Source organism: Neisseria sicca (assembly GCF_003044565.1).
In the GTDB taxonomy this organism is placed as follows: Bacteria; Pseudomonadota; Gammaproteobacteria; order Burkholderiales; family Neisseriaceae; genus Neisseria; species Neisseria sicca_A.
This window is the reverse complement of sequence record NZ_POXG01000007.1, coordinates 40,456-65,280: the sequence shown is the minus strand read 5'-3', so window position 1 is coordinate 65,280 and position 24,825 is coordinate 40,456. Positions and strand designations below refer to the sequence as shown.

Genomic DNA, 24,825 nt, shown 5'->3' with positions numbered 1-24,825 from the left:
TGTATTGAATTTATTAACCAATTGTTTTTATTGATTTTGATTTTCAGGCGACGTGATGGGTTAGTGGCTTGAAAGGTCGTCTGAAAATGGTTTTGAAACCATTGTTTCTTTTTGAACGGTTCGTTTCGGGTTTCGTGGAAACCGAGCCGCTGAGCCGATACTGAAAAAAATCTAATCTACAAAGGAGAATTAACATGAGCCAACTTTCTGCCGGTGCCCGTTTCCGCCAAGCTGTGAAGGAGTCGAATCCCCTTGCCGTGGTCGGCTGTGTGAACGCTTATTTTGCGCGGCTGGCGACGCAGAGCGGGTTTAAGGCGGTGTATCTGTCGGGCGGCGGCGTGGCGGCCTGTTCGTGCGGGATTCCGGATTTGGGCATCACCACAATGGAAGATGTGCTGATTGATGCGCGGCGGATTACGGACAATGTGGATACGCCTTTGCTGGTGGACATTGATGTCGGTTGGGGAGGGGCGTTCAATATCGCGCGCACGATTCGCAACTTCGAGCGTGCGGGCGTGGCGGCGGTGCATATCGAAGATCAGGTGGCGCAGAAGCGTTGCGGCCATCGTCCGAACAAAGCCATTGTTTCTAAAGATGAAATGGTTGACCGCATTAAAGCCGCCGTGGATGCGCGTGTGGATGAGAATTTTGTGATTATGGCGCGGACGGACGCGCTGGCGGTGGAAGGTTTGGATGCCGCCATTGAGCGTGCGCAGGCTTGCGTGGAAGCGGGCGCGGACATGATTTTCCCCGAAGCAATGACGGATTTGGCGATGTACCGGCAATTTGCGGATGCGGTGAAAGTGCCCGTGTTGGCGAACATTACCGAATTCGGCGCGACGCCGCTTTATACGCAGCAAGAGCTGGCGGACAACGGCGTGTCGCTGGTGCTGTATCCGCTCTCGTCGTTCCGCGCCGCGAGCAAGGCCGCGCTGAATGTTTATGAGGCGATTATGCGCGACGGCACGCAGGCGGCGGTGGTCGATACCATGCAGACCCGCGCCGAGCTTTACGAGCATTTGAATTATCACGACTTCGAGCAGAAGCTGGATAAATTGTTTCAGAAGTAAAAAAACCGTTTTCAGACGACCCTCAACCTTGAATAGGTCGTCTGAAAAACCAAAATCCCATAAAAACACAAAGGAGAAATACCATGACTGCAACCACCGAAACCCCGACCTTCAAACCGAAAAAATCCGTCGCCCTTTCCGGCGTGGCGGCGGGCAATACCGCGCTGTGTACGGTCGGCCGCACGGGCAACGATTTGAGCTACCGCGGTTACGACATTCTCGATCTGGCGCAGAAATGCGAGTTTGAAGAAGTCGCCCACCTGCTGATTCACGGCCACCTGCCCAACAAATCCGAACTCGCCGCCTACAAAACCAAGCTCAAATCCATGCGCGGCCTGCCTATCCGCGTGATTAAGGTGTTGGAAAGCCTGCCTGCGCACACGCATCCGATGGACGTCATGCGTACCGGCGTGTCCATGCTCGGCTGCGTTCATCCCGAACGCGAAAGCCACCCCGACAGCGAAGCGCGCGACATCGCGGACAAACTCATCGCCAGCCTTGGCAGCATCCTGCTCTACTGGTATCAATATTCGCACAACGGCAAACGCATCGACGTCGAAAGCAAGGAAGACACCATCGGCGGCCACTTCCTGCACCTGTTGCACGGCAAACGCCCGACCGAATCGCAGGTTAAGGCCATGCACGTTTCGCTGATTCTGTATGCGGAACACGAGTTCAACGCCTCCACCTTCACCGCCCGCGTGATTGCCGGTACGGGTTCGGATATGTATTCCTGCATCACCGGCGCCATCGGCGCGCTCAAAGGTCCGAAACACGGCGGCGCGAACGAAGTCGCCTACGACATCCAAAAACGCTACCGCAACGCCGACGAAGCCGAAGCCGACATCCGCGAACGCATCGCCCGCAAGGAAATCGTTATCGGGTTCGGCCATCCGGTTTACACCATTTCCGACCCGCGCAACGTCGTGATTAAAGAAGTGGCGCGCGGTTTGAGCCGGGAAGCGGGCGACATGCGCCTCTTCGACATCGCCGAACGCTTGGAGAGCGTGATGTGGGAAGAGAAAAAAATGTTCCCGAACTTAGACTGGTTCTCCGCCGTGTCCTACCAAAAACTCGGCGTACCGACCGCCATGTTCACGCCGCTCTTCGTGATTTCGCGCTCCACCGGCTGGGCGGCACACGTCCTCGAACAGCGCAAAGACGGCAAAATCATCCGTCCGAGCGCGAACTACACCGGCCCTGAAGATTTGGCGTTTGTGGAGATTGAGGAACGCTGAGACGGACAACAGCCGTAGGAGACGCCAATCGGATTTCAGACGACGTGTAGCGTGGGCTTTGCCCGCGGAAAACCGAAACCCGCCTACGGTTACGCTTTTCAGACGGCCTGTTGGAATATGTGAGAGAGAGAAGGTCGTCTGAAAAACCAGCCGCAACGTCTGCCGTCATTCCCGCCCCCGCCTAAGCGAGGACAGGTCGCGGCGGGAATGGCGGAGGCAGCGCGGCAACTTTTTTCACGGTTTCGCCAAAATGCGGGAAGAGCCCGCGAGCCGACCGGATTTCAGACGACGTGCAATATCGTTGTTACCCATTAAAACCGAATATTTAAGTTTCAGACGACCCCTTCAAAAACGTCGTCTGAAACCTCAAACCACAAGAAAAATAGATCCACAGGAGAACTGAACATGGCTGCCAACCAACGTTACCGCAAACCGCTGCCCGGTACGGATTTGGAATACTACGACGCGCGTGCGGCGTGTGAGGACATTCAAGCCGGCTCTTACGACAAGCTGCCTTACACGAGCCGCATTTTGGCGGAGAACTTGGTCAACCGCGCGGACAAAGTCGATTTGCCGACGCTGCAAAGCTGGCTGGGTCAGCTGATAGAAGGCAAGCAGGAAATCGATTTCCCGTGGTATCCCGCGCGGGTGGTGTGCCATGATATTTTGGGGCAGACCGCGTTGGTGGATTTGGCGGGCTTGCGCGATGCGATTGCAGAGAAGGGCGGCGATCCTGCCAAAGTAAATCCGGTGGTGCAGACGCAGCTTATCGTCGACCACTCGCTGGCGGTGGAATGCGGCGGCTACGACCCCGATGCGTTCCGCAAAAACCGCGAAATCGAAGACCGCCGCAACGAAGACCGTTTCCACTTTATCAACTGGACGAAAACCGCTTTTGAAAATGTGGACGTGATTCCGGCGGGCAACGGCATCATGCACCAAATCAATCTGGAAAAAATGTCGCCCGTCGTCCAAGTCAAAAACGGCGTGGCGTTTCCCGACACCTGCGTCGGCACGGATTCGCACACGCCGCACGTTGATGCGCTGGGCGTGATTTCCGTAGGCGTGGGCGGTTTGGAGGCGGAAACCGTGATGCTGGGGCGCGCGTCCATGATGCGCCTGCCCGATATTGTCGGCGTGGAGTTGACGGGCAAACGGCAGGCGGGCATTACGGCGACGGATATTGTGTTGGCGCTGACCGAGTTTCTGCGCAAAGAGCGCGTGGTTGGGGCGTTTGTCGAATTTTTCGGCGAGGGCGCGAGAAGCCTGTCCATCGGCGACCGCGCGACCATTTCCAACATGACGCCGGAGTTCGGCGCGACTGCCGCCATGTTCGCCATCGACGCGCAAACCATTGATTATTTGAAACTGACCGGACGCGACGACGCGCAGGTGAAATTGGTGGAAACCTACGCCAAAACCGCAGGGCTGTGGGCAGATGCCTTAGAAACCGCCGTTTATCCGCGCGTGTTGAAGTTTGATTTGAGCAGCGTAACGCGCAACATGGCAGGCCCGAGCAACCCGCACGCGCGTTTTGCCACCGTCGATTTGGCGGCGAAAGGGCTGGCGAAGCCTTACGAAGAGCCTTCAGACGGCCTCATGCCCGACGGCGCGGTCATCATCGCCGCGATTACCAGTTGCACCAACACTTCCAACCCGCGCAACGTCGTTGCCGCCGCGCTCTTGGCGCGCAACGCCAACCGCTTCGGGCTGAAACGCAAACCGTGGGTCAAAACCTCGTTTGCCCCCGGTTCGAAAGTGGCGGAAATTTATTTGAAAGAAGCAGGCCTGCTGCCCGAAATGGAAAAACTCGGCTTCGGCATTGTCGCCTTCGCCTGCACCACCTGCAACGGCATGAGCGGCGCGCTCGACCCGAAAATCCAGCAGGAAATCATAGACCGCGATTTGTACGCCACCGCCGTACTGTCGGGCAACCGCAACTTCGACGGCCGCATCCACCCGTATGCGAAACAGGCTTTCCTCGCTTCGCCCCCGCTGGTGGTGGCATACGCCGTCGCGGGCAGCATCCGTTTCGATATTGAAAACGACGTACTCGGCGTTTCAGACGACGGCAAAGAAATCCGTCTGAAAGACATCTGGCCGACCGACGAAGAAATCGATGCCGTCGTTGCCGAATATGTGAAACCGCAGCAGTTCCGCGACGTGTATGTACCGATGTTCGACACCGGCAAAGCGCAAAAAGCCCCCAGTCCGCTGTACGACTGGCGTCCGATGTCCACCTACATCCGCCGTCCGCCCTATTGGGAAGGTGCGTTGGCAGGCGAACGCAGCCTGACGGGAATGCGGCCCTTGGCGATTCTGCCCGACAACATCACCACCGACCACATTTCGCCTTCGAACGCGATTCTGGCGGCGAGTGCGGCAGGTGAATATCTGGCGAAAATGGGTTTGCCCGAAGAAGACTTCAATTCCTACGCCACCCACCGCGGCGACCACCTCACCGCCCAACGCGCGACTTTCGCCAATCCCAAATTGTTTAACGAAATGGTGAAAAACGAAGACGGCAGCGTGCGCCAAGGCTCGCTCGCCCGCGTCGAACCCGAAGGCGAAACCATGCGCATGTGGGAAGCCATCGAAACCTATATGAACCGCAAACAGCCGCTCATCATCATCGCCGGCGCGGACTACGGCCAAGGTTCCAGCCGCGACTGGGCGGCGAAGGGCGTGCGGCTCGCGGGCGTAGAAGCCATCGCCGCCGAAGGCTTCGAGCGCATCCATCGCACCAACCTCATCGGCATGGGTGTCTTGCCGCTGCAATTCAAAGCCGGCACCAACCGCCACACCCTGCAACTGGACGGCACGGAAACCTACGACGTGGTCGGCGAACGCAAACCACGCGGCGACCTGACCCTCGTCATTCACCGCAAAAACGGCGAGACCGTCGAAGTCCCCGTTACCTGTCGCCTCGATACCGCAGAGGAAGTGCTGGTGTACGAAGCCGGCGGCGTGCTGCAACGGTTTGCACAGGATTTTTTGGAAGGGAACGCGGCGTAGAGGTCGTCTGAAAACCCAAATCAAAAACAAGGAGAAACAGAATGCCGCAAATCAAAATCCCCGCCGTTTACTACCGAGGCGGCACATCAAAAGGCGTGTTTTTCAAACGCTCCGACCTGCCCGAGGCGGCGCGGGAAGCGGGCAGCGCGCGCGACAAAATCCTGTTGCGCGTACTCGGCAGCCCCGACCCTTACGGCAAGCAGATAGACGGTTTGGGCAACGCCAGCTCGTCCACCAGCAAGGCGGTGATTTTGGACAAGTCCGAACGCGCCGACCACGACGTCGACTACCTTTTCGGGCAAGTTTCCATCGACAAGCCTTTCGTCGATTGGAGCGGCAACTGCGGCAACCTCACCGCCGCCGTGGGCGCGTTCGCCATTGAGCAGGGCTTGGTCGATAAAGGCAAGATTCCTTCAGACGGCATCTGCACGGTGAAAATCTGGCAGAAAAACATCGGCAAAACCATCATTGCCCATGTTCCGATGCAAAACGGCGAAGTTTTGGAAACGGGTGATTTCGAGCTGGACGGCGTTACCTTTCCCGCCGCCGAAGTGCAAATCGAATTCCTCGACCCCGCCGACGGCGAAGGCAGTATGTTCCCGACCGGCAACTTGGTGGACGAGCTGGACGTTCCGGACATAGGTCGTCTGAAAGCCACGCTTATCAACGCGGGTATTCCGACCGTTTTCCTGAACGCCGCTGATTTGGGCTACACGGGCAAAGAGTTGCAGGACGACATCAACAACGATGCTGCAGCGCTGGAAAAATTTGAAAAAATCCGCGCTTACGGTGCGCTGAAAATGGGCTTGATTAACGACGTTTCCGAAGCCGCCGCCCGCGCGCACACGCCGAAAGTCGCCTTTGTCGCGCCCGCCGCCGATTACACTGCCTCCGGCGGCAAAACCGTGAACGCCGCCGACATCGATTTGCTGGTACGCGCCCTGAGCATGGGCAAACTGCACCACGCGATGATGGGCACTGCCTCGGTCGCCATCGCCGCCGCCGCCGCCGTCCCCGGCACGCTGGTCAACCTCGCCGCAGGCGGCGGAACGCGCAACGAAGTGCGCTTCGGCCATCCTTCCGGCACATTGCGCGTCGGTGCGGCGGCAGAGTGTTCGGACGGTATTTGGGCAGTGAAAAAAGCCGTCATGAGCCGCAGCGCGCGCGTGATTATGGAAGGGCGGGTCAGGGTGCCTGAGGATTGTTTTTAAATCGACACAGCGTGGGTTTGCCCGCGAGCCATAAAAAGGTCGTCTGAAAAACAAGGAGGCATCAAATCACTGACCATTCCCTTACCCTGTGGTAGAGGGCGGCAAACCACAAGGAAAAATACGGAAACTTCGATAAAAGACAGCTTCCCGTATCGCCGTCATTCCCGCCACAGCCTGTCCTCGCGTAGGCGGGGACGGAATGACGATAGAAAATGCGGCATACACTTTGCCCAAAGAGGTCGTCTGAAACGCACCCCGCCCGACGCCCATCCTTTTTCAGACGACCCCACACCAAAAAAACAACCACAAACTACAAGGAGAATCATCATGTCCGACCAACTCATCCTCGTCCTGAACTGCGGCAGTTCCTCGCTCAAAGGCGCCGTTATCGACCGCAAAAGCGGCAGCGTCGTCCTAAGCTGCCTCGGCGAACGCCTGACCACGCCCGAAGCCGTCATCACCTTCAGCAAAGACGGCAACAAACGCCAAGTTCCCCTGACCGGCCGCAACTGCCACGCCGGCGCGGTGGGTATGCTGTTGAACGAACTGGAAAAACACGGCCTGCACGACCGCATCAAAGCCATCGGCCACCGCATCGCCCACGGCGGCGAAAAATATCACGAGTCCGTCCTCATCGACCAAGACGTCCTTGACGAACTGAAAGCCTGCATCCCGCTCGCCCCGCTGCACAACCCCGCCAACATCAGCGGCATCCTCGCCGCGCAGGAACACTTCCCCGGCCTGCCCAACGTCGGCGTGATGGACACCTCGTTCCACCAAACCATGCCCGAACGCGCCTACACCTACGCCGTGCCGCGCGAATTGCGCAAAAAATACGCCTTCCGCCGCTACGGCTTCCACGGCACCAGTATGCGCTACGTCGCCCCCGAAGCCGCGCGGATTTTAGGCAAACCGCTGGAAGACCTGCGAATGATCGTCGCCCACCTCGGCAACGGCGCGTCCATCACCGCCATCCGAAACGGCAAATCCGTCGATACCAGCATGGGCTTCACACCCATCGAAGGCCTCGTCATGGGTACACGCTGCGGCGACATCGACCCCGGCGTGTACAGCTACCTGACCGCCCACGCCGGCATGAACATCGAGCAAGTCGATGAAATGCTGAACAAAAAATCAGGATTGCTCGGCATCTCCGAACTCTCCAACGACTGCCGTACCCTCGAAATCGCCGCCGACGAAGGTCACGAAGGCGCACGCCTCGCCCTCGAAGTCATGACCTACCGCCTCGCCAAATACATCGCCTCAATGTCGGTTGCCTGCGGCGGCATAGACGCCCTTGTCTTCACCGGCGGCATCGGCGAAAACTCCCGCAACATTCGCGCCAAAACCGTCGCCTACCTCGACTATTTGGGTCTGCACATCGACACCAAAGCCAATATGGAAAAACGCTACGGCAACTCAGGCATCATCAGCCCGACAGGTTCCAATCCCGCCGTTTTGGTCGTACCGACTAACGAAGAACTGATGATCGCACTCGACACCGCCGAACTGGCAGGCTTTTTGCAAGAAGCAGGCTAGAGGTTAGGGCAGAGCGTTTTTGAAAGAGAAAAGAGGTCGTCTGAAAGATGGGTTTCAGACGACTTCTTATTTTGTGGGAATGACGACGACGGCGTTTGGCGTGGTCTGATGATGAATGATGAGGTCGTCTGAAATCTAAAACTTTTATTTTCAGACGACCTCTCGCCACAACAGCAACCTTGTCCTTTCCCCCGTCCGGCGGTGGAAGGTTAGGATAGGGGTGGCTTTGTGTTTCTGAGGAAAAATCAAAGTAGTGTGGTTCGTAGAGCCACCCTCTCCCCAGCCCTCTCCCGCCAGACGGGAGAGGGGGCAGGTTGCAGGGCGCGGCATAAATTCTTGTCTGACTGCCGACATTCCTGTCTCCGCGAGGACAGCTACGGTGGGAATCTAATTTTCAATAACAGAAATCTAGCAACAAAAATCTTAAGAACTATTCAAACAAACCTAATCCTAAAAATGGATTCCCGCCTGCGCGGGAATGAAGGCTGTGGTGGCGTTTGGTGTGATCTGATGACGAATGATGAGGTCGTCTGAAATTCATAAATCCCAATTTTCAGACGACCTCCCGCTGCAACAGCAATCTTGTCCCTTCCCCCGTCTGGCGGGGGAAGGCTAGGATGGGGGTGGCTTTGTGTTTCTGAGGAAAAATCAAAGTCGAGCTGCCCGTAGAGCCACCCTCTCCCCAACCCTCTCCCGCCGACGGGAGAGGGGGGGAGGTTGCAGCAGATGGTAAGGTAATATTGGGGAGAATGGCGGTAGGTAAGGTATTTACTGTTTAGAACCGATTAAAAAGGTCGTCTGAAAACAAAATCTTGTTTTCAGACGACCTTTCGCCACATCAGTAACACTGTTCATTCCCCCATCCGGCGGGGGAAGGTTAGGATGGGGGTGGCTTTGTGACTTGGAGAAATCAAATTCGTGCAGACCATAGAGCCGCCCTCTCCCCAACCCTCGCCCGCCAACGGGAGAGGGGGCAGGTTGCAGCAGTAGGTAAGGTGTTTACTGGTTAGAGCCGGTTAAAAAGGTCGTCTGAAAACAAGATTTTGGTTTCAGACGACTTTTCGCCGCAACAGCAACCTTGTTCCTTCCCCCGTCCGGCGGGGGAAGGCTAGGATGGGGGTGGCTTTTTTGTTTGGGAAAAATCAAATTCGTGCAGCCCATAGAGTCACCCTCTCCCCAACCCTCTCCCTCCGATGGGAGAGGGGGTAGGTCGCAGGGGAGGAGAAAGGAGTGGATGGAGATTGCGGCGGGTAGGGTGTTGGCTGCCATTTGAACCTATTAAACGAGGTCGTCTGAAATCTAAAACTTTTATTTTCAGACGACCTTGTTCATGTGTTTGTCCATTCGGCAAAAGCGTTTTAAAACTGTTTCTTCACGCCCAGCATGATTTCGTTTTGGCGGTAGCGGTAGAAAACGGAATTGCTTTTGACGGTGGTGTGTTTGAAGCGCAGTTCGGGGTAGAAGCCGCCGATGTGCCATTGTCTGAAGCCTGCGGCGGCGAGCCAGACGGTTTGGCGGTCGCTGCGTCTTTGTCCGTCTGCGGCGATGCCTGCGTGGTCGTAGAGGTTGCGCCGTTTCATGACGAGGGCGTTGAGGTAGGTGCCGTTGTCAAACAGGGTGTATAAGCCTGTGCGGAGGGTGTATTCGCGGTGGTCGGATGTGCCGCCGTTGTATGTGCGGCGGGTGTAGTCCGAGCCTGCGAACAAGCCGGTTTTGGTGGTTAGGGCGTATTCTGCGCCCAAGCCTGTGCGGTATTCGGTGTAGTCGGCGGCGTAGGTTTTGGCGGTGCCGCTGTGGCGGTAGCGTTTGCCCGACCAGTCGGCGTTGATCTGCCATTTGGGGTTGATGGCATGCGTCCACGATGCTTCGGCGCCGTAGGCGTTGTAGTAGGTGTGGCGGTTGCGCCGTTCGTGTTCGTAAACGGGCATCAGTGAGAGGCGGCTTTGTGCGTCGGCGTATTCGTAGCCGGCAGACAGTGTGCCTGTTTGGCTGCCGTAGTCGGACAGGGCGGCGTCTGTGTCTTTGCGGCGGTAGTGTGTGCCGTAGGCGAGGAGGTTGGTTTTGAGGCTGTGGTGTCCTTTGACGGGGGTGATTTTACCTGCGCTTATGCTGTAATTCCATGCGGGGGAGCTGATGGGGGCGGGCAGGTTTTGGTAGGCGAGGCATTGGCCGTCAAGCGGCAGGATGCAGCGGACGGAGCCGTCGGATTGGTTGATGTTGCTGTTGTAGCCGTAAGCAATGCCGATTTGTCCGTGCCAGCGGCTGCGTTTGTCGATTTCGCTGAGATATTGTCCGATAAGGGCGCGGGTTTCTTCGGGAATGTCGGTGGATTGGGCGCGGACGAATGCGCTTTGGGCTTCGCGGTTTTGGTTGTCTTCGGTATAAAGGCGCGCGGTTTCGAGCAGGATGCGCGGGTTGTCGGGGTCGAGCGATTCTGCCGATTGCAGGTTTCGCAAGGCTTCGGCGAGGCGTCCTTCGGCGCGTTGTTTCAAGCCGAGCACCAATTTGGGCAGGGCGGGATTATGGTCGGGCAGGGCGGCGTAACGTGTGGCGAAGCGTTCTGCCTTTTTCCATTGATGTTCGTTAATGGCATGGTAAATCGCGCTTTCCAGCTCTTCGGTATTGTTGCCAACGGTGTAAATTTGACCGCCGATGCGGATGTATGCGTCGTCGTTTTCGATGTCGCCTGCGGGTGTGCCGCCGTCCAGCCAGCCGCTTTCCCGATATTGCTGCTGCACGCGTCCGTTTTCTTCGGACAGGCGGCGCAGGTCGTCGCTGTCTGCGTGGGCGGACAGGGGCAGCAGGGTGAGCAGGAGGGCGCAGAATTTGTTCATTCGTATTCTTTCGGGCTGGGTGTGTGGTAAGCAATTTTCAGACGAGGTGGGTTTGTAGCGAGGCGGAATAGGTCGTCTGAAAAGATGCAATGTTCAATATTGCTTTGTTTTTAATCTGTTTCTGTTTTCAGACGACCCTTTTAGATAGAGACGAGCACAAAAGGTCGTCTGAAAACGGAAACTGCGGAAATTCGTCCGCAACTTGCCATAAAACGGGGAAAGCACGGCAATCCGCGCCTTCCCCGTTATGGTCCCATCGTCGGTTTATTGTTTTATACCGCCGAAGGAGATGTCATCGGCGCGGCTTTCCGTACCACGGGTCGCAGTACCCACCAATGCGGCGGCATTTTGACCGTAGAACTGACCTTTGATGCCTTCGTGGTTGCGGGCGGCGTCAGAGGCGAAAGTACCGTTGCGGTTGTCGATTTTCACGCCGGCAAAGTCCAGAGTGTCGGTATGGCGCGCCAGTTTGCCGGTCATGCTGCCGCTGTCGCCTGAACCGAAATAGGCTTTGACGGTACCGGTATAGATATCGCGTTCGCCGGCTTTATGACCGTTGACACCGACTACGTTGTAAGTCGCAGTTGCCAAGCCTTTGGTGCTGCCAGTCGGGTTTTTGCCATAGAACCAAGCAGGATGCGCGTTGCCTTTGACATGCGCAGTAGCGGCGGCTTCTGAAGCAGGCGCCCATTCGCCGAAGAACACATTGCCCGAAGCAGTCGGAATTTTGCCGATGGTCAGCAAGCCTTTTCCTTTGCCGTCTTCAGTGTTCAGGCTGAACAGCTCGATCTGATTAATGCGGCGTTCGCGGATGACACGCTCGCCCTTGCCTTCGATTCTGTCGATAACAAACAGGATTTCTTTGTTTTTCAGGTTGTCGGCATCAGCAACGCGGACGGAGTTTTTGACTGTATATTGAGGTTTTGCCACTGCGTTATTTGGATTGTAGGCAGGAGGTACGTCGGCTGTGGTCATGACGCTGTAAGGTGTTGTCGAAGTACGTTTGCCATAAATTGGCTCAGAGTAAGGGAAGTTACCATTGTTGACGACGGGTTTAGACGGAGGAGGCGCAATCGGTTTGCCGATAGGGCGGGCAGGAGGTTGGGAAGCTGTGCTCATCACACCACTGTCCGGTATCGAAACATTGCCGCCGATTGGCATGGAGTAAGGAAAGTCGCCATTGTTGCCGACAGGTTTGGATGGAGGAGGCGCAGTCGGTTTGACTGGACGTGCAGGAGGCAGGGTCGCACCCGCCAGCGTCATCACGTCGTCGTGTGCTTTCAAATAAGGTTTGCCGTCATTGGCTGCGTTGGGGTTGATTGGCATGGAGTAAGGGAAATCTTGGTTAGCCAATGGCGCACGTTGTGGAGGAGGCGCAGTCGGTTTGGCCGGACGTGCAGGAGGTAGGGTGGCGCCCGCCAGTGTCATCACGTTGCTGTGTGCAGTCAGATAAGGTTTGCCGTCACGCGCTGCGTTAGGATTAATCGGCATGGAATAGGGGAAATTGTGGTTGTCCAAAGTGCTGCGTGTAGGTGCGGAGGTAGGGCGGGAAGCGTCATATGCAAACGCGGAATGCGCCGCGATAACCGCCGTCGCTGCAAAACAGGTTTTTAGAATGGAGGAAGTTATTTTTTTCATAGCTATACTCTTATCAATAATTAATTAAGATATTATCTGTATGCCTGCAACAATAAACTTCTTGATTAAACAAGCTGATACATACAGGGGAGGCGAGAATAGCATGACAAAAAGGAAATGTAAAAAAATTACCGTGGGATTATGAAGATAAGCTGATATTACTCAAATAGGCTAAAGTTAATAGACGGATTTACCCATTATGTGATGAATGCCGAAGGATTAAAATAGAAAATGCCCGCCTCCTGACATTTGTCACATCTGTTATAGTGGATTAAATTTAAACCAGTACTGCGTTGCCTCGCCTTGCCGTACTATTTGTACTGTCTGCGGCTTCGTCGCCTTGTTCTGATTTAAATTTAATCCACTATATAAAAAAGGTCGTCTGAAACCCCTGTAATAGGTTTCAGACGACCTTTTGACTGTCAGGTGTTGCCCACCTGCTTTTAAAAATTACGCTTCTTTATTTTCAGTCGCTTTTTGACGCAGGCGCAAGCTCAATTCGCGCAGTTGTTTGTCGTCCACCGCATTTGGCGCGTTGGTCAGCAGACATTGGGCGCGTTGGGTTTTCGGGAAGGCAATCACGTCGCGGATGGATTCGGCGCCGGTCATCAGCGTCACCAGACGGTCGAGACCGAATGCCAAACCGCCGTGCGGAGGCGCGCCGAATTTCAGGTTGTCCAAGAGGAAGCCGAATTTTTCTTGTTGCTCTTCGGGGCTGATTTTCAGAGCGGCGAACACTTTTTCCTGTACGTCGGCACGGTGGATACGGATGGAACCGCCGCCGATTTCCCAACCGTTCAACACCATATCGTAGGCGCGTGCCAGGCAGTTTTCAGGATCGGACGCCATCAGGTCTTCATGACCGGGCTTGGGCGAGGTAAACGGATGGTGCATGGCTGCCCAGCGGTCGCCGTCTTCGTCGTATTCGAACATCGGGAAATCGACGACCCACAAAGGTTTCCATTCGTCCACGAAGTAGCCGTTTTCCGCGCCGTGTTCCAAACCGACTTTGATACGCAGCGCGCCGATGGCTTCGTTCACGACTTTGGCTTTGTCTGCGCCGAAGAAGATGATGTCGCCGTTTTGCGCGCCGGTACGCTCGATGATTTCTTTCAGGGCGTTTTCAGACAGGAATTTCACGATTGGAGATTGCAGGCCGCTATCTTCGCCGTTGGAAAGGTTGCTGACATCGTTCACTTTGATGTACGCCAAACCTTTCGCGCCGTAGATGCCGACAAATTTGGTGTATTCGTCGATTTCTTTGCGGCTGAATTTCGCGCCGTTCGGTACGCGCAAGGCAACCACGCGGCCGCCCTTCATGTCGGCTGCGCCACGGAAGACTTTGAATTCTTCCGTTTTCATCAGGTCGGTCAGCTCGGTGAATTTCAGGTTGATACGCATATCGGGTTTGTCGGAGCCGTAGTAGAACATGGCTTCGGAGTAAGGCATACGCGGGAAATCGCCCAAGTCCACGCCCAGCGCGTCTTGGAAGACTTGTTTTGCCATGCCTTCGGTGATGTCCATAATTTCATCCTCGTTCAAGAACGAGGTTTCCAAGTCGATTTGGGTGAATTCGGGCTGGCGGTCGGCGCGTAAGTCTTCGTCGCGGAAGCACTTGGTGATTTGGTAGTAACGGTCGAAACCCGCCACCATCAACAGTTGTTTGAACAATTGCGGCGATTGCGGCAGTGCGAAAAACTCGCCCGGATGAACACGGCTCGGCACGAGGTAGTCGCGCGCGCCTTCAGGCGTGGAGCGGGTCAGCATCGGCGTTTCGATGTCGATGAAACCTTGCGCATCCAGATAACGGCGAACGCCCATAGCGACTTGATAACGCAGGCGCAGGTTGCGCTGCATTACCGGACGGCGCAGGTCGATAACGCGGTTGGTCAGGCGCACGTTTTCGCTGATGTTTTCGTCGTCAATTTGGAACGGCGGCGTCGCAGCGGCGTTCAAGACTTCGATTTCTTTGGCAAGGATTTCGATTTTTCCGGAAATCATTTTGTCGTTGGTCGTGCCTTCCGGACGGTTGCGCACGCGGCCGGTAATGCTCAAAACGTATTCGTTGCGGGCGGAATCGGCAGTGGCAAACGCTTCGGGCGTGTCGGGGTCAATCACGACTTGGACGATGCCTTCGCGGTCGCGCAGGTCGATAAAAATCACACCGCCGTGGTCGCGCCGGCGGTGTACCCAGCCTTTGACGGTTACGGTTTGGTCTAAGTATTGCTCGCTGATCAGGCCGCAATAGTTGGTACGCATAAAATCACCTTTTTATATTGTTCAATTTGAAAAGAAGGAAAAGGTCGTCTGAAAAAAAGACACCTTAATTGTTTTGTTCTGTATCGCCGTTTTCAGACGACCTGTGTTCTGCCAAAGCCTTGACCCGAACTTCATCCGGCATCACCATGCCCAACGAAATCACATATTTCAATGCTTCGTCCACGCTCATATCGAGTTCGCGCACGTCGCTTTTTTTCACCATGATGTAATAGCCGCCGGTCGGGTTGGGCGTGGTCGGCACATAGACGGAAAGATAGTCGTCATCGTGCGGCAGGCTGCCTTTAAGTTTGTCGGGAATATGCCCTGAAACAAAGGCAATCGTCCAAATATTGGGCTGCGGGAACGGAACCAGCACGGGCGTTCTGAACGAGCGGCTGCTGTCGGAAAGCAGGGACTCGGATACCTTTTTGACGCTGGAATAGATGGACTTGACGACGGGAATCCGTCCCAGCAGGCTGTCCCATGCGGCGAGGATTTGGCGTCCTAAAACGTTGGCGGCGAACACGCCGGTCAGAAACAAGACGACAATGGCGGCAATAATACCCAAGCCGGGAATATTGAATCCCCAGAAATATTGAGGCTGCCATTGCTCGGGCAGCAGACTGATCAGCCGGTCGGCGGCAGATATGATATAGCTGACCGCCCAAATGGTTACGGCTATCGGCAGCCACACCAACATGCCTGTAATCAGATATTTTTTTAATGCCTTGGCAACTTTTCCGCCTTCGGCCGTTTGTTCTGTCATCTTCTGTGTTATTCCGACAAATATCGCCCAAACGTTGCATTATACGCGTTTGGGCGATAGGAAACGAGTGTTTTTAATATGGGAAGGGTGTTTGTTTTGCTTTCAGATGACCTGCGTACAACATGGTATAAAAGGTCGTCTGAAAACAAGATTCGGCATTAAATTCCGTCCCAGTCGTTGAACATCAGGCCGATGCCGATGCCGTTTTGTTTGTGGTTGTAATCAATCAGGCTTTCGCCGTAGCCGTGAAAGCCGCGCACGACACCTTTAAGTTTGCCTTTAATCGGGAAAGTGTAGGCGGCTTCAACCGCGCCGTGTCCGGTTTTGGGATTGTAGCGCAGCAGGGACGAAATATTTTGTTTGTCGTTCAGACGGTATTGCAGCCTCAAATCGCCATGACCCATGTAGTCGGTAATGTCGGGATTGTCGTTGTTTTCACCGGTCTGATCGAATGCGCGCATCCACACGCGCGGGATGACGGTCAGTTTGCCCCATTCCATCCCCGCCAATGCGTAAACGCGGTTCCATGAGCGGGATTCGGGACGGCTTTGTCCGTTGGATTGGTGGACGAAACCTGCACCGACCATGCGCAGTTTGCCGCCGAACGGCAAATCAGCCTTCACAGGCTGGGTCAGGAAAATTTCGGGTTCGTAATCGGTGTTGCGGAATGGCGCGGATTTTCTGCCTTGGTTGTAAATCTGCCAATCGGATTTTTGGGTGTAGCCGAACCACAAATCCGCGCGGGTTTTAAACAAATCTTCGGCAATTTTGCTTTTGAACGAAACTTGCAGTTTGGTTTCTATGTGTTTCTGTTCGCTGAATTTTTCCTGATTGGTCGTGCCGCGCGAAGGGGAATGGGGATGCAGGTTGGGCGAGCTGTTGTACCATGCGGGCATCAGGTACATGGGATTGTGCTCGCGCACACTCAATAAGCCGCGCGAGTCGTTTTTGTCCAAATCGTACATCAGACTCAGTGGCGTGTAGGCATCGGCTGTAGTGCGGAGATTGTCTTCCGAAAGGGTGGATTGTTCTTTATTTTCGTCAAATACAATCGTTGCCGTTTTTTTCTCGCGGCTGGTGCTGATGGTTTTGGGTAAATCGACCGGTGCTTTGGCGGTTTCTTCGCGAATGACGGGCAGCGGAGCTTGCGGCGGCAGTTGAGCCGAGTAAATGCTGTCGTAACACGCCAAACGGGTGGCATTGTCTTGAATGGAAGTACATTGTAAAGCTGTGTCGGCGTAGGCGGCAGGAGCGGCTGTTCCGCCGATAAGGATAAGCATCAAGGCGCGCCGACATTTGGATAATGACGGTTTTTTGTTCTTTAGGGCATCGCTTTGCACCAAATTGTGTTTCAACATCTTGTTCATCATTTCATTCATGGGATTGCCGATTGGGTGTTTTCAGACGACCTTTTGCCTGAATATCGGGATTAATCGTTTGAAAAGCAGATCAAGCCGCATTTTACCGCCTTGCGCCGGTGTTACAGCAGGTCGTCTGAAAAGTTTACATCAACTTGCACCACATACGGCAATGCCCCTGAAAGGTTAAGACCTCAGGGGCATCGTTATCTGCTTGCCTGTCCCGATGCGATCAAGCGCCAAGACGATAGGCGAAAAAGATTAAGCCAATGCTTTTACTTTGGCAGACAGACGGCTCTTATGGCGGGCTGCTTTGTTTTTGTGGAATACGCCTTTGTCAGCGATACGGTCGATGACTTTGACGGACTCTTGGTAAACTGCTTGAGCAGCAGCTTTGTCGCCGGCTTCAACTGCTTTCAACACTTTTTTCACTGCGGTACGGAATGCAGTACGCAGGCTGGCGTTGTGGGCGCGTTGTTTAACCGATTGGCGGGCACGTTTGCGGGCTTGTGCGCTGTTTGCCATATTGAATATCTCCTGAAAAATAAATTCTGTAAACGCGCAATTTTAAAGACAGATTTCTCTATATGCAAGTATTTTCTCTGTTTGCGCGCGCAAATCGCCCGTATTTTGCCCAAAAACGACATCTTGTGCAACGCCGTTTTCCCGAGTCTGAGAAATCGTGCCTTATTTCAATAAAAATCAGTCAGATATTGCTTTGAGTTCTTACCTACTTCCATTACAATAGCCCCGCTTTGTGCCGGGGTATTGATGGGGTGCAGAGTGTTCATTTTCTGTTAACAATCTTTCATCAGGAATCTGCCCGTATGAAAAAATCCGTATTAGCCGTATTGGCGGCATTATCGCTGGTCGCTTGCGGCGGTGGCGAGAAAAAAACCGAGCAACCTCAAGCAGGCAGCGCGCCTGCTGCCAATGCTGAAGCAGCCTCCACCGATACTTTGAACATCTACAACTGGTCGAACTACGTTGACGAGAGCACTGTCGAAGACTTCAAAAAAGCCAATAATCTGAAGCTGACCTACGACCTTTACGAAAACAACGAAACCCTCGAAGCCAAAATGCTGACCGGCAAATCCGGTTATGACTTGGTCGTTCCCGGTATCGCTTTCCTGCCTCGCCAAATCGAAGCGGGTGCTTATCAGAAAGTCAATAAAGACCTGATTCCCAATTACAAAAACATCGATCCTGAATTGTTGAAAATGCTGGAAACTGCCGATCCGGGCAACCAGTATGCCGTGCCTTATTTCTCCGGTGTCAATACTTTGGCGATTACGGCGAAGGGTAAAGAACTTTTGGGCGGCAAGCTGCCTGAAAACGGTTGGGATTTGCTGTTCAAGCCTGAATACACCAACAAGCTGAAATCCTGCGGTATCGCCTTGTGGGATACGCCGAGCGAGATGTTCCCGATTTTGTTGAACTACTTGGGCAAAGATCCTAAAGGTACAAATCCTGATGATTTGAAAGCAGCGGCGGAAGTGCTGAAAACCATCCGTCCCGATGTAAAACGTTTCAGTCCGTCTATCATTGACGAGCTGGCGCGCGGCGACATCTGTCTCGCAGCAGGTAACGGCGGCGACTTGAACTTGGCGAAAGCCCGTTCTGAAGAAGTGAAAAACAACGTCGGCATTGAAGTCTTGACGCCGAAGGGTATGGGCTTCTGGATTGAATCTTGGCTGATTCCTGCTGATGCGAAAAACATCGCCAATGCCCACAAATACATCAACTACACGCTTGATCCCGAAGTGGCTGCGAAAAACGGCATTGCCGTTACCTTTGCGCCTGCAAGCAAACCGGCGCGCGAGAAAATGCCTGCCGAATTGGTTAACACCCGCTCCATCTTCCCGAATGCTCAGGATATGAAAGACGGTTTTGTGATGCCGCAAATGAGTTCGGATGCGAAGAAACTGTCGGTTAATCTGTGGCAGAAGATTAAAGTCGGTTCAAACTAATCGTTTGATGTTTTGAAAGGTCGTCTGAAAACCTTGGATTGGGTTTTCAGACGACCTTTTCTTATTTTGGTTTCGGAGTGGTGTGTATGGATTGAGCTTAGGTAAGGTGTTGTTTTGATATTGGATTTGGCTGTGGTTTGTTTGTGTTGATTTAGTTTAAAGTAAGTCGGCTGTGTTTGTGATGAATTTTTAAAAGCAAAGAAAAAAGCACAGTTTGTTTAAACTGTGCTTTAAGAATTTGGCACGCCCACGGGGAATCGAACCCCGGTTACCGCCGTGAAAGGGCGATGTCCTAACCGCTAGACGATGGGCGCGGATAATTTTGTTGGCGCACCCGGAGCGATTCGAACGCCCGACCCTCTGGTTCGTAGCCAGATACTCTATCCAACTGAGCTACGGGTGCATTTTCATCACTTCGCGACTGCGTCGTGAATCAAGAAGACCGAATAATATACAAGCTGTCGGTTGCTGTCCAGTGTTTTCTGGATAAAAATGCTTATAATAAAATAACAATATGAAAATAAAGGGTATTAATTATCTTAAAATGCCTACGCCTGATAAATCTTGTGCCATTTTTGCGGCGGCGTTGTCTGTCATGCCGCCGACAAAATCTAAAATTTTCATGTATGCACGATACAGGCTGTCAGTTTCTTGGATGGGGTCGTGGTTTTTTAGCAATTCAAGCGCGAGGGATTGGCGCACATCAACCTGTTTTTGCGCAATCATGGCGTATGCGGCGGGAACCAATAAATCCAAAATGGAACCGAGACACGGGAAAGTGGCGATTTCGGTCATGAGTTTGGTGCGGTGGCGGAAAATGCGTGTGCGGGCAAGTTCTTTCGCTTTTTCCAAGGTGTTTTGAACTTGCGGGCTGCACAACGCCAATAGGTCTTTGCCTTTGAAGTTGCCGTTTAGCAGGTCGGATTGGTGCATCATGAAAGTCTGGGCGGCGTCTTCTATCGCTTTGCCGATGGCGATGCCGCGCAACATGGCGCAGCGTTGGCGGCTGGATTGCGCGTGCCAAGTGCTTTCTTCAAAGGTAAGTTCGGATAATACGCTTTCGATTTCAGCGTCGCTCAGTAAATCCAGTTCGACCGCGTCCTCCAAGTCTAAGAGGGCGTAGCAGATGTCGTCGGCTGCTTCCATCAAGTAGGACAGGGGATGGCGTACCCAACAGTCTGTTCCTGATTCAATCAGTCCCAATTCGTCTGCAACGCGGCGGATGAAGGGTAATTCGGTTTGGTAAATATTGAATTTTTTTCTTCCGTTCGGATGTTGCGTCGTCCAAGGGTATTTCAGCAGTGCGCCTATGGCGGCGGACGTTAGGCGCATGCCGCCTGCGTCGGGATACATTTCCAAACTTGCCGTGATGCGCAGGCTGTGGGCATTGCCTTCATAGGTTTGGATGTCGTTGCGCTCTGCTTCGTTTAATGTCTGTAAAAACGGCTGGTTTTTGGGATTGCGGAACCAGTCGCGCAATGCGTCTTCTCCAGTGTGTCCGAACGGGGGATTGCCTAGGTCGTGCGCGAGGCAGGCGACTTGGACGACGGCGCCGATGTCGCTTGGCGTATTGTTTTCCGGTAAAAAACCGCCTGCCTGAAGCATAACGCCTACGCGGTTGCCGATGCTGCGTCCGACGCTGGCGACTTCGACGCTGTGTGTGAGGCGGTTGTGGGTCAGGTCGTGTTCGGCAAGAGGGTGGACTTGGGTTTTGCGTCCCAGTCTGCGGAATGCGCCGGAGAACACGACGCGGTCGTAGTCGATATGGAAGTCGGTGCGCAAAGCGTCTGCGCCTTCTTGGGTGGAAGGCGTGACGGTAGGGATGATTTCGCCGTTTTTCGTGCGGAAACGTTGAGTGGAGAGAAGGTTTTTCCAATTCATCTGCATGAAATTGCTCCTTGCTGGTTTTCAGACGACCTTTGTGGGATGAACGGGATATTACTGCATTGCGGGACGGTTTGAAATCCCGATTGGCGTAGGGCGGCTGCTTGGGCAGTTGGTCTGAACAGGACTTTGTTTTTCAGTTACAATACGCGCTTACTATAATGATCGACAGTTTGAAGAGACGCGATGAAAGAACATAAGGCCCGGAAACGCTTCGGGCAGAATTTTTTGCAGGACACGCGGATTATTACCGATATTGTCAACGCCGTGCGTCCGCAGGCGGATGATGTGGTGATTGAAATCGGGCCGGGCTTGGCGGCGATTACCGAGCCTTTGGCGAAAAAGCTGAACCGCCTGCACGTTATCGAAATCGACCGCGACATCGTACGTCGTCTGAAAACGCTGCCGTTTGCGGATAAGCTCGTGATTCATGAAGGCGACGTATTGCAGTTTGATTTCAACAGCATCGCGGGCAAAAAGAAAATCGTCGGCAACCTGCCGTACAACATTTCCACGCCGCTTTTGTTCAAGCTGGCGGAAGTGGCGGACGATGTCGTCGATATGCACTTTATGCTGCAAAAAGAAGTGGTCGAGCGCATGGTTGCCGCGCCGAAAAGCAACGACTACGGCCGCTTGGGCGTGATGCTGCAATATTTTTTCGATATGGAGCTGCTGATTGACGTGCCGCCCGAATCGTTCGACCCTGCGCCGAAAGTGGATTCGGCGGTGGTGCGCATGATTCCGGTGAAACACCGTATCGGCAAGGCGGACGATTTCGAGCATTTCGCCAAACTGGTGAAACTCGCCTTTCACCAACGCCGCAAAACCATACGCAACAATCTGAAAGAATTTGCCGGCGACGAGGATTTGCAGGCAGTCGGTATCAGTCCGCAGGACCGCGCCGAACATATCGCGCCGGAGAAATATGTGGAACTGAGCAATTATCTTGTCCGTAAGGTCGTCTGAAAACATCTGGAAACAACATGATTAAATTCAAAAACGTACATAAACATTTCAAAGACCTGCACGTCATCAACGGCGTCAATCTGGAAGTGAAGCAGGGTGAAGTGGTGGTGGTTTGCGGACCTTCGGGCAGCGGCAAATCGACGCTCATCCGTACCGTCAACCAGCTTGAAAGCATTGAGAGCGGCGAGATTTGGGTGGACGGTATAAATGTTGCCGATCCGCAAACGGATTTGAACAAGGTGCGCGAAGAAGTGGGTTTTGTGTTTCAAGGCTTCAATCTGTATCCGCATCTGACCGTATTGGAAAACATCATCCTGTCGCCGATGAAGGTGAAAAAACAAAGCCGAGAACAGGCTGAGGAAAAGGCGATGGAGCTGTTGGAACGCGTGGGTTTGGCGCATAAAAAAGACGCTTTCCCCAGCCAGCTTTCCGGCGGTCAGCAGCAGCGCGTGGCGATTGCGCGCGGGCTGGCGATGGAGCCGCGCGTGATGCTGTTTGACGAACCGACTTCCGCACTCGACCCGGAAATGGTCGGCGAGGTGTTGAAAGTGATGCAGGACTTGGCGGAAAGCGGCATGACCATGATGTGTGTCACGCATGAAATGGGCTTTGCGCGCGAAGTGGCCGACCGCATTATTTTCGTGGATAAAGGGCAGATTTTGGAAAACGAAACGCCTGAAGAGTTCTTTACCAATCCGAAACACGAACGCGCCAAACAGTTCTTGCAGCAAGTGATGACGCATTAACAGCTCGTCAAAAGGTCGTCTGAAAGACAGATTGAGGCTTTCAGACGACCTTTGGCGAATGCAACCGATAGATATAGATGGCAAAGGGGTCATTTCCGATTTTGCCGTTTCAAAGGAAAACCATGTATTTTGTTGACCGTACCGCCGTCGTGCTTAAGCCGACCGCCCGTTTTTTGGAATGGCTGAAATCCGCCGATGAAAATATGCCCGACCTGACCATCGAGCAAATCCGTGCCAACTGCTCCGTGTTTCTCGTGCCGCAGTTTGACGAGCCGGAAGCCGTGATTGCCTATTTTGACGAACGCTACCAACAGATTTTCGAGGCGGAACTGGCAGGCTGGGACATCGATAAAAACAAGTGGCCGCAAGACATGAGCCTGAAGGCGTTTTGGGAATTTTTCGATACAGAAATCCACGATATGGTTTTGGACATGGAAGAAGCGGAATTGAGCATTACGCCCGTGTTCGACAATATGATGTAGGGCGATGCGCGCTTTTCAGACGACCTTGAAGCCGTCCCGTTCTTTAAAAGCCTTGTCCGTCTTGTTGCATTTGTCCGCAGTTGCCGTGTGCCTGATATGGTTTTACGGCTGGATGATGTGGTTCGGGCTGGCGGCGTTGGCGGGCAGTTTTGTCCACGCGTGGCGCGTAGTGAATTTGCGGACGGCGGGTGCGGTAAAGAAAATCGCCATCGACCGCCATGCGCGCGCTTCTCTATTTTGCGGAGACGGAGAAGGGCAGGGCGCGGTGTTGGACGGCGCGACCATGCTGACACCTTACGCGTTGTTTTTGCAGTGGAACGCCGACGGCAAAACGATACGGCAATGCGTTACGCCCGATATGGCGGATAAAGAATCTTACCGTCGTCTGAAAGTTTGGGCACGCTGGTGTCAGGCTCAGGATGCCGGGCATCCGCTTTAATTCAACAAGGCGGTTTCCCGTCTTGTTCTCATCAAATTAAACCCAATATAAAAATAGTCCACACAAGTAGCAGTAACCATCCCCATTATTCCAAAACGACGGTTTCAGACGACCTTTTGAAAAACGAAACACACATGAAAACATTACAAGACTGGCTCTCGCATTTGGAAACCGCCCACAGCGGCGGCTTAATCGACATGGGCTTGGAACGCACGAGCGAAGTGAAAAAACGCATGAAGCTCGAGCCGGAATGCCCCGTCGTCGTTGTCGCGGGAACAAACGGTAAAGGTTCGGTCTGTGCCTACCTGACGCAGATTTACAAACAGGCAGGCTTCAAAGTCGGTACGCTGACCAGCCCGCATTTATTGCGTTACAACGAACGCATCGCCGTCAACGCCGAGCCGGTTTCAGACGACCTCATCACCGCTTCTTTCGAGCGTATCGAAGCGGCGCGCGGCGAAATATCGCTAACCTATTTTGAATTCAATGCCTTGGCAGCGGTCGATATCTTCATACACGAACAAGTCGATGTAATGATATTGGAAGTCGGCTTGGGCGGACGTTTGGACGCGGTCAATGTGTTCGACTGCGATTGCGCGGTGGTCACCAGCGTGGATTTGGACCATCAGGCGTTTTTGGGCGATACGGTCGAGCAGGTCGGCTTTGAAAAAGCAGGCGTGTTCCGCAGCGGCAAACCCGCAATCTGCGGGCAAAACCCTGCGCCCGAATCGTTGGTCGCACACGCCGAAGCCATAGGCGCGAAACTGCTGATGGTGCAGCGCGATTTCGATTTTTCCTCATTGGAAAACATCCAATGGAACTACCGCTTCCATCCGCAGCATTCAGACGACCCCGCGCGCAACCGCAATTCCCTGCCGTTTCCCGCATTGCGCGGCGCATATCAGCTTTCCAACGCCGCCTGCGCGCTGACCGTGTTGGAATGTTTGAACGAAAAATTGCCGGTGGACATCGGCGCCATCAAGCGCGGTTTGCTGCTGGTTGAAAATCCCGGACGCTTCCAAGTCCTGCCCGGCCGTCCGCTGACCGTTTTGGATGTCGGGCACAATCCCCACGCCGCCCGCGCCCTGCGCCGCAGCCTGATTAATTTGGCGTTTGCACAAAAGCGCACCGCCGTGTTCAGCATGCTGTCCGACAAAGACATAGACGGCGTGTTGGAAATCGTTAAAGACCAGTTTGACGAATGGTATATCGCGCCTTTGGACGTGCCGCGCGGTATGACGACGGACGCCTTGCAGGCGAAACTGGAAGCACAAAATATCGAAAATATACAAACTTTTACCTCCGTTCGAGAGGCGTACCGCGCCGCTTTGGCTAAGGCGGGCGAAAATGATAGAATCGTTGTTTTCGGCTCATTTCATACCGTTGCCGACGTGATGGCGGCGTTGTAAA

At 54.0% G+C, this 24,825-nt stretch carries 19 protein-coding genes and 2 tRNA genes; 11 read left to right on the top strand and 10 right to left on the bottom strand.

From position 1 onward, the window contains the following. Positions 1-194 precede the first annotated feature (194 nt). From prpB to DBZ16_RS12150, 5 genes are all read left to right on the top strand, one after another. Positions 195-1,070, top strand: coding sequence for a methylisocitrate lyase (gene prpB / locus DBZ16_RS12175; protein WP_003744088.1), 876 nt, complete (start codon positions 195-197; stop codon positions 1,068-1,070). An 83-nt stretch (positions 1,071-1,153) separates the two neighbouring features. Beyond that, positions 1,154-2,308 (top strand): bifunctional 2-methylcitrate synthase/citrate synthase, encoded by a 1,155-nt coding sequence (gene prpC / locus DBZ16_RS12170; RefSeq protein ID WP_107814182.1) that lies wholly within the window; start codon positions 1,154-1,156, stop codon positions 2,306-2,308. 405 nt (positions 2,309-2,713) lie between these two features. Then, positions 2,714-5,323 (top strand): Fe/S-dependent 2-methylisocitrate dehydratase AcnD, encoded by a 2,610-nt coding sequence (gene acnD / locus DBZ16_RS12165; RefSeq protein WP_107814181.1) that lies wholly within the window; start codon positions 2,714-2,716, stop codon positions 5,321-5,323. Between the two features lie 41 nt (positions 5,324-5,364). After that, a complete protein-coding gene (gene prpF / locus DBZ16_RS12160) occupies positions 5,365-6,534 on the top strand; it encodes a 2-methylaconitate cis-trans isomerase PrpF (protein ID WP_107814180.1) in 1,170 nt (389 codons plus the stop codon). A gap of 327 nt (positions 6,535-6,861) precedes the next feature. Next, positions 6,862-8,073: an acetate kinase gene (locus tag DBZ16_RS12150; protein ID WP_107814179.1), complete on the top strand. Its 1,212-nt coding sequence runs from the start codon at positions 6,862-6,864 to the stop codon at positions 8,071-8,073. Positions 8,074-8,223: 150 nt separating this feature from the next. Here the strand turns inward: DBZ16_RS12150 and DBZ16_RS15220 are convergent, their stop codons facing one another. The 7 genes from DBZ16_RS15220 to rpsT form a co-directional block, all read right to left on the bottom strand. Beyond that, complete coding sequence (locus tag DBZ16_RS15220; RefSeq protein WP_159070330.1) at positions 8,224-8,427, bottom strand: hypothetical protein; 204 nt, start codon at positions 8,425-8,427, stop codon at positions 8,224-8,226. A 1,004-nt stretch (positions 8,428-9,431) separates the two neighbouring features. Beyond that, on the bottom strand, positions 9,432-10,907 hold the full coding sequence (locus DBZ16_RS12140) for a surface lipoprotein assembly modifier (protein WP_107814177.1): 1,476 nt from the start codon (positions 10,905-10,907) through the stop codon (positions 9,432-9,434). Positions 10,908-11,171: 264 nt separating this feature from the next. Continuing rightward, a complete protein-coding gene (locus tag DBZ16_RS12135; protein WP_240600373.1) occupies positions 11,172-12,545 on the bottom strand; it encodes a hypothetical protein in 1,374 nt (457 codons plus the stop codon). 450 nt (positions 12,546-12,995) lie between these two features. Continuing rightward, on the bottom strand, positions 12,996-14,804 hold the full coding sequence (aspS, locus tag DBZ16_RS12125) for an aspartate--tRNA ligase (protein ID WP_107814176.1): 1,809 nt from the start codon (positions 14,802-14,804) through the stop codon (positions 12,996-12,998). 64 nt (positions 14,805-14,868) lie between these two features. Further along, positions 14,869-15,570 carry a DUF502 domain-containing protein gene (locus tag DBZ16_RS12120; protein WP_039407693.1) on the bottom strand — a complete coding sequence of 234 codons (702 nt, stop codon included), beginning with the start codon at positions 15,568-15,570 and terminating at the stop codon, positions 14,869-14,871. A gap of 158 nt (positions 15,571-15,728) precedes the next feature. Next, entirely contained in the window at positions 15,729-16,949 is a 1,221-nt protein-coding gene (locus tag DBZ16_RS12115; RefSeq protein WP_107814175.1) for a phospholipase A, read from the bottom strand. Between the two features lie 240 nt (positions 16,950-17,189). Next, positions 17,190-17,453 (bottom strand): 30S ribosomal protein S20, encoded by a 264-nt coding sequence (gene rpsT, locus DBZ16_RS12105; protein WP_002212556.1) that lies wholly within the window; start codon positions 17,451-17,453, stop codon positions 17,190-17,192. Between the two features lie 302 nt (positions 17,454-17,755). On the opposite strand from rpsT, the gene DBZ16_RS12100 reads away from it, so the two are divergent. After that, on the top strand, positions 17,756-18,898 hold the full coding sequence (locus DBZ16_RS12100) for an extracellular solute-binding protein (protein WP_107814174.1): 1,143 nt from the start codon (positions 17,756-17,758) through the stop codon (positions 18,896-18,898). Between the two features lie 239 nt (positions 18,899-19,137). On the opposite strand, the gene DBZ16_RS12095 is transcribed toward DBZ16_RS12100, so the two are convergent. The 3 genes from DBZ16_RS12095 to DBZ16_RS12085 all read right to left on the bottom strand — a co-directional run bounded on the left by DBZ16_RS12095 (position 19,138) and on the right by DBZ16_RS12085 (position 20,785). After that, a tRNA-Glu gene (locus tag DBZ16_RS12095) sits at positions 19,138-19,212 on the bottom strand. 12 nt (positions 19,213-19,224) lie between these two features. Further along, positions 19,225-19,301: transfer RNA gene (locus DBZ16_RS12090), tRNA-Arg, on the bottom strand. Between the two features lie 131 nt (positions 19,302-19,432). Further along, entirely contained in the window at positions 19,433-20,785 is a 1,353-nt protein-coding gene (locus tag DBZ16_RS12085) for a deoxyguanosinetriphosphate triphosphohydrolase (RefSeq protein WP_107814173.1), read from the bottom strand. Positions 20,786-20,968: 183 nt separating this feature from the next. On the opposite strand from DBZ16_RS12085, the gene rsmA reads away from it, so the two are divergent. The 5 genes from rsmA to folC all read left to right on the top strand — a co-directional run bounded on the left by rsmA (position 20,969) and on the right by folC (position 24,824). Then, positions 20,969-21,748: a 16S rRNA (adenine(1518)-N(6)/adenine(1519)-N(6))-dimethyltransferase RsmA gene (gene rsmA / locus DBZ16_RS12080; RefSeq protein WP_107814172.1), complete on the top strand. Its 780-nt coding sequence runs from the start codon at positions 20,969-20,971 to the stop codon at positions 21,746-21,748. Between the two features lie 17 nt (positions 21,749-21,765). Then, on the top strand, positions 21,766-22,494 hold the full coding sequence (locus DBZ16_RS12075; protein ID WP_003740819.1) for an amino acid ABC transporter ATP-binding protein: 729 nt from the start codon (positions 21,766-21,768) through the stop codon (positions 22,492-22,494). 122 nt (positions 22,495-22,616) lie between these two features. Continuing rightward, on the top strand, positions 22,617-22,976 hold the full coding sequence (locus tag DBZ16_RS12070) for a hypothetical protein (protein WP_049224915.1): 360 nt from the start codon (positions 22,617-22,619) through the stop codon (positions 22,974-22,976). A gap of 4 nt (positions 22,977-22,980) precedes the next feature. Continuing rightward, entirely contained in the window at positions 22,981-23,415 is a 435-nt protein-coding gene (locus DBZ16_RS12065) for a protein YgfX (RefSeq protein ID WP_107814171.1), read from the top strand. A 134-nt stretch (positions 23,416-23,549) separates the two neighbouring features. Continuing rightward, positions 23,550-24,824: a bifunctional tetrahydrofolate synthase/dihydrofolate synthase gene (folC, locus tag DBZ16_RS12060; protein ID WP_107814170.1), complete on the top strand. Its 1,275-nt coding sequence runs from the start codon at positions 23,550-23,552 to the stop codon at positions 24,822-24,824. Position 24,825: the final 1 nt, after the last annotated feature.

What these genes read in the sequence shown, in the direction of transcription:
- DBZ16_RS12065 (WP_107814171.1), top strand. Translation starts at nt 22,981, where the DNA reads ATGCGCGCTTTTCAGACGACCTTGAAGCCGTCCCGTTCTTTAAAAGCC.
- rpsT (WP_002212556.1), bottom strand. Translation starts at nt 17,453, where the DNA reads ATGGCAAACAGCGCACAAGCCCGCAAACGTGCCCGCCAATCGGTTAAA.
- DBZ16_RS12140 (WP_107814177.1), bottom strand. Translation starts at nt 10,907, where the DNA reads ATGAACAAATTCTGCGCCCTCCTGCTCACCCTGCTGCCCCTGTCCGCC.
- DBZ16_RS12070 (WP_049224915.1), top strand. Translation starts at nt 22,617, where the DNA reads ATGTATTTTGTTGACCGTACCGCCGTCGTGCTTAAGCCGACCGCCCGT.
- prpC (WP_107814182.1), top strand. Translation starts at nt 1,154, where the DNA reads ATGACTGCAACCACCGAAACCCCGACCTTCAAACCGAAAAAATCCGTC.
- DBZ16_RS12085 (WP_107814173.1), bottom strand. Translation starts at nt 20,785, where the DNA reads ATGCAGATGAATTGGAAAAACCTTCTCTCCACTCAACGTTTCCGCACG.
- prpF (WP_107814180.1), top strand. Translation starts at nt 5,365, where the DNA reads ATGCCGCAAATCAAAATCCCCGCCGTTTACTACCGAGGCGGCACATCA.
- prpB (WP_003744088.1), top strand. Translation starts at nt 195, where the DNA reads ATGAGCCAACTTTCTGCCGGTGCCCGTTTCCGCCAAGCTGTGAAGGAG.
- DBZ16_RS12120 (WP_039407693.1), bottom strand. Translation starts at nt 15,570, where the DNA reads ATGACAGAACAAACGGCCGAAGGCGGAAAAGTTGCCAAGGCATTAAAA.
- DBZ16_RS12150 (WP_107814179.1), top strand. Translation starts at nt 6,862, where the DNA reads ATGTCCGACCAACTCATCCTCGTCCTGAACTGCGGCAGTTCCTCGCTC.
- rsmA (WP_107814172.1), top strand. Translation starts at nt 20,969, where the DNA reads ATGAAAGAACATAAGGCCCGGAAACGCTTCGGGCAGAATTTTTTGCAG.
- DBZ16_RS12135 (WP_240600373.1), bottom strand. Translation starts at nt 12,545, where the DNA reads ATGAAAAAAATAACTTCCTCCATTCTAAAAACCTGTTTTGCAGCGACG.
- acnD (WP_107814181.1), top strand. Translation starts at nt 2,714, where the DNA reads ATGGCTGCCAACCAACGTTACCGCAAACCGCTGCCCGGTACGGATTTG.
- DBZ16_RS15220 (WP_159070330.1), bottom strand. Translation starts at nt 8,427, where the DNA reads ATGTCGGCAGTCAGACAAGAATTTATGCCGCGCCCTGCAACCTGCCCC.
- folC (WP_107814170.1), top strand. Translation starts at nt 23,550, where the DNA reads ATGAAAACATTACAAGACTGGCTCTCGCATTTGGAAACCGCCCACAGC.
- DBZ16_RS12075 (WP_003740819.1), top strand. Translation starts at nt 21,766, where the DNA reads ATGATTAAATTCAAAAACGTACATAAACATTTCAAAGACCTGCACGTC.
- DBZ16_RS12115 (WP_107814175.1), bottom strand. Translation starts at nt 16,949, where the DNA reads ATGAATGAAATGATGAACAAGATGTTGAAACACAATTTGGTGCAAAGC.
- DBZ16_RS12100 (WP_107814174.1), top strand. Translation starts at nt 17,756, where the DNA reads ATGAAAAAATCCGTATTAGCCGTATTGGCGGCATTATCGCTGGTCGCT.
- aspS (WP_107814176.1), bottom strand. Translation starts at nt 14,804, where the DNA reads ATGCGTACCAACTATTGCGGCCTGATCAGCGAGCAATACTTAGACCAA.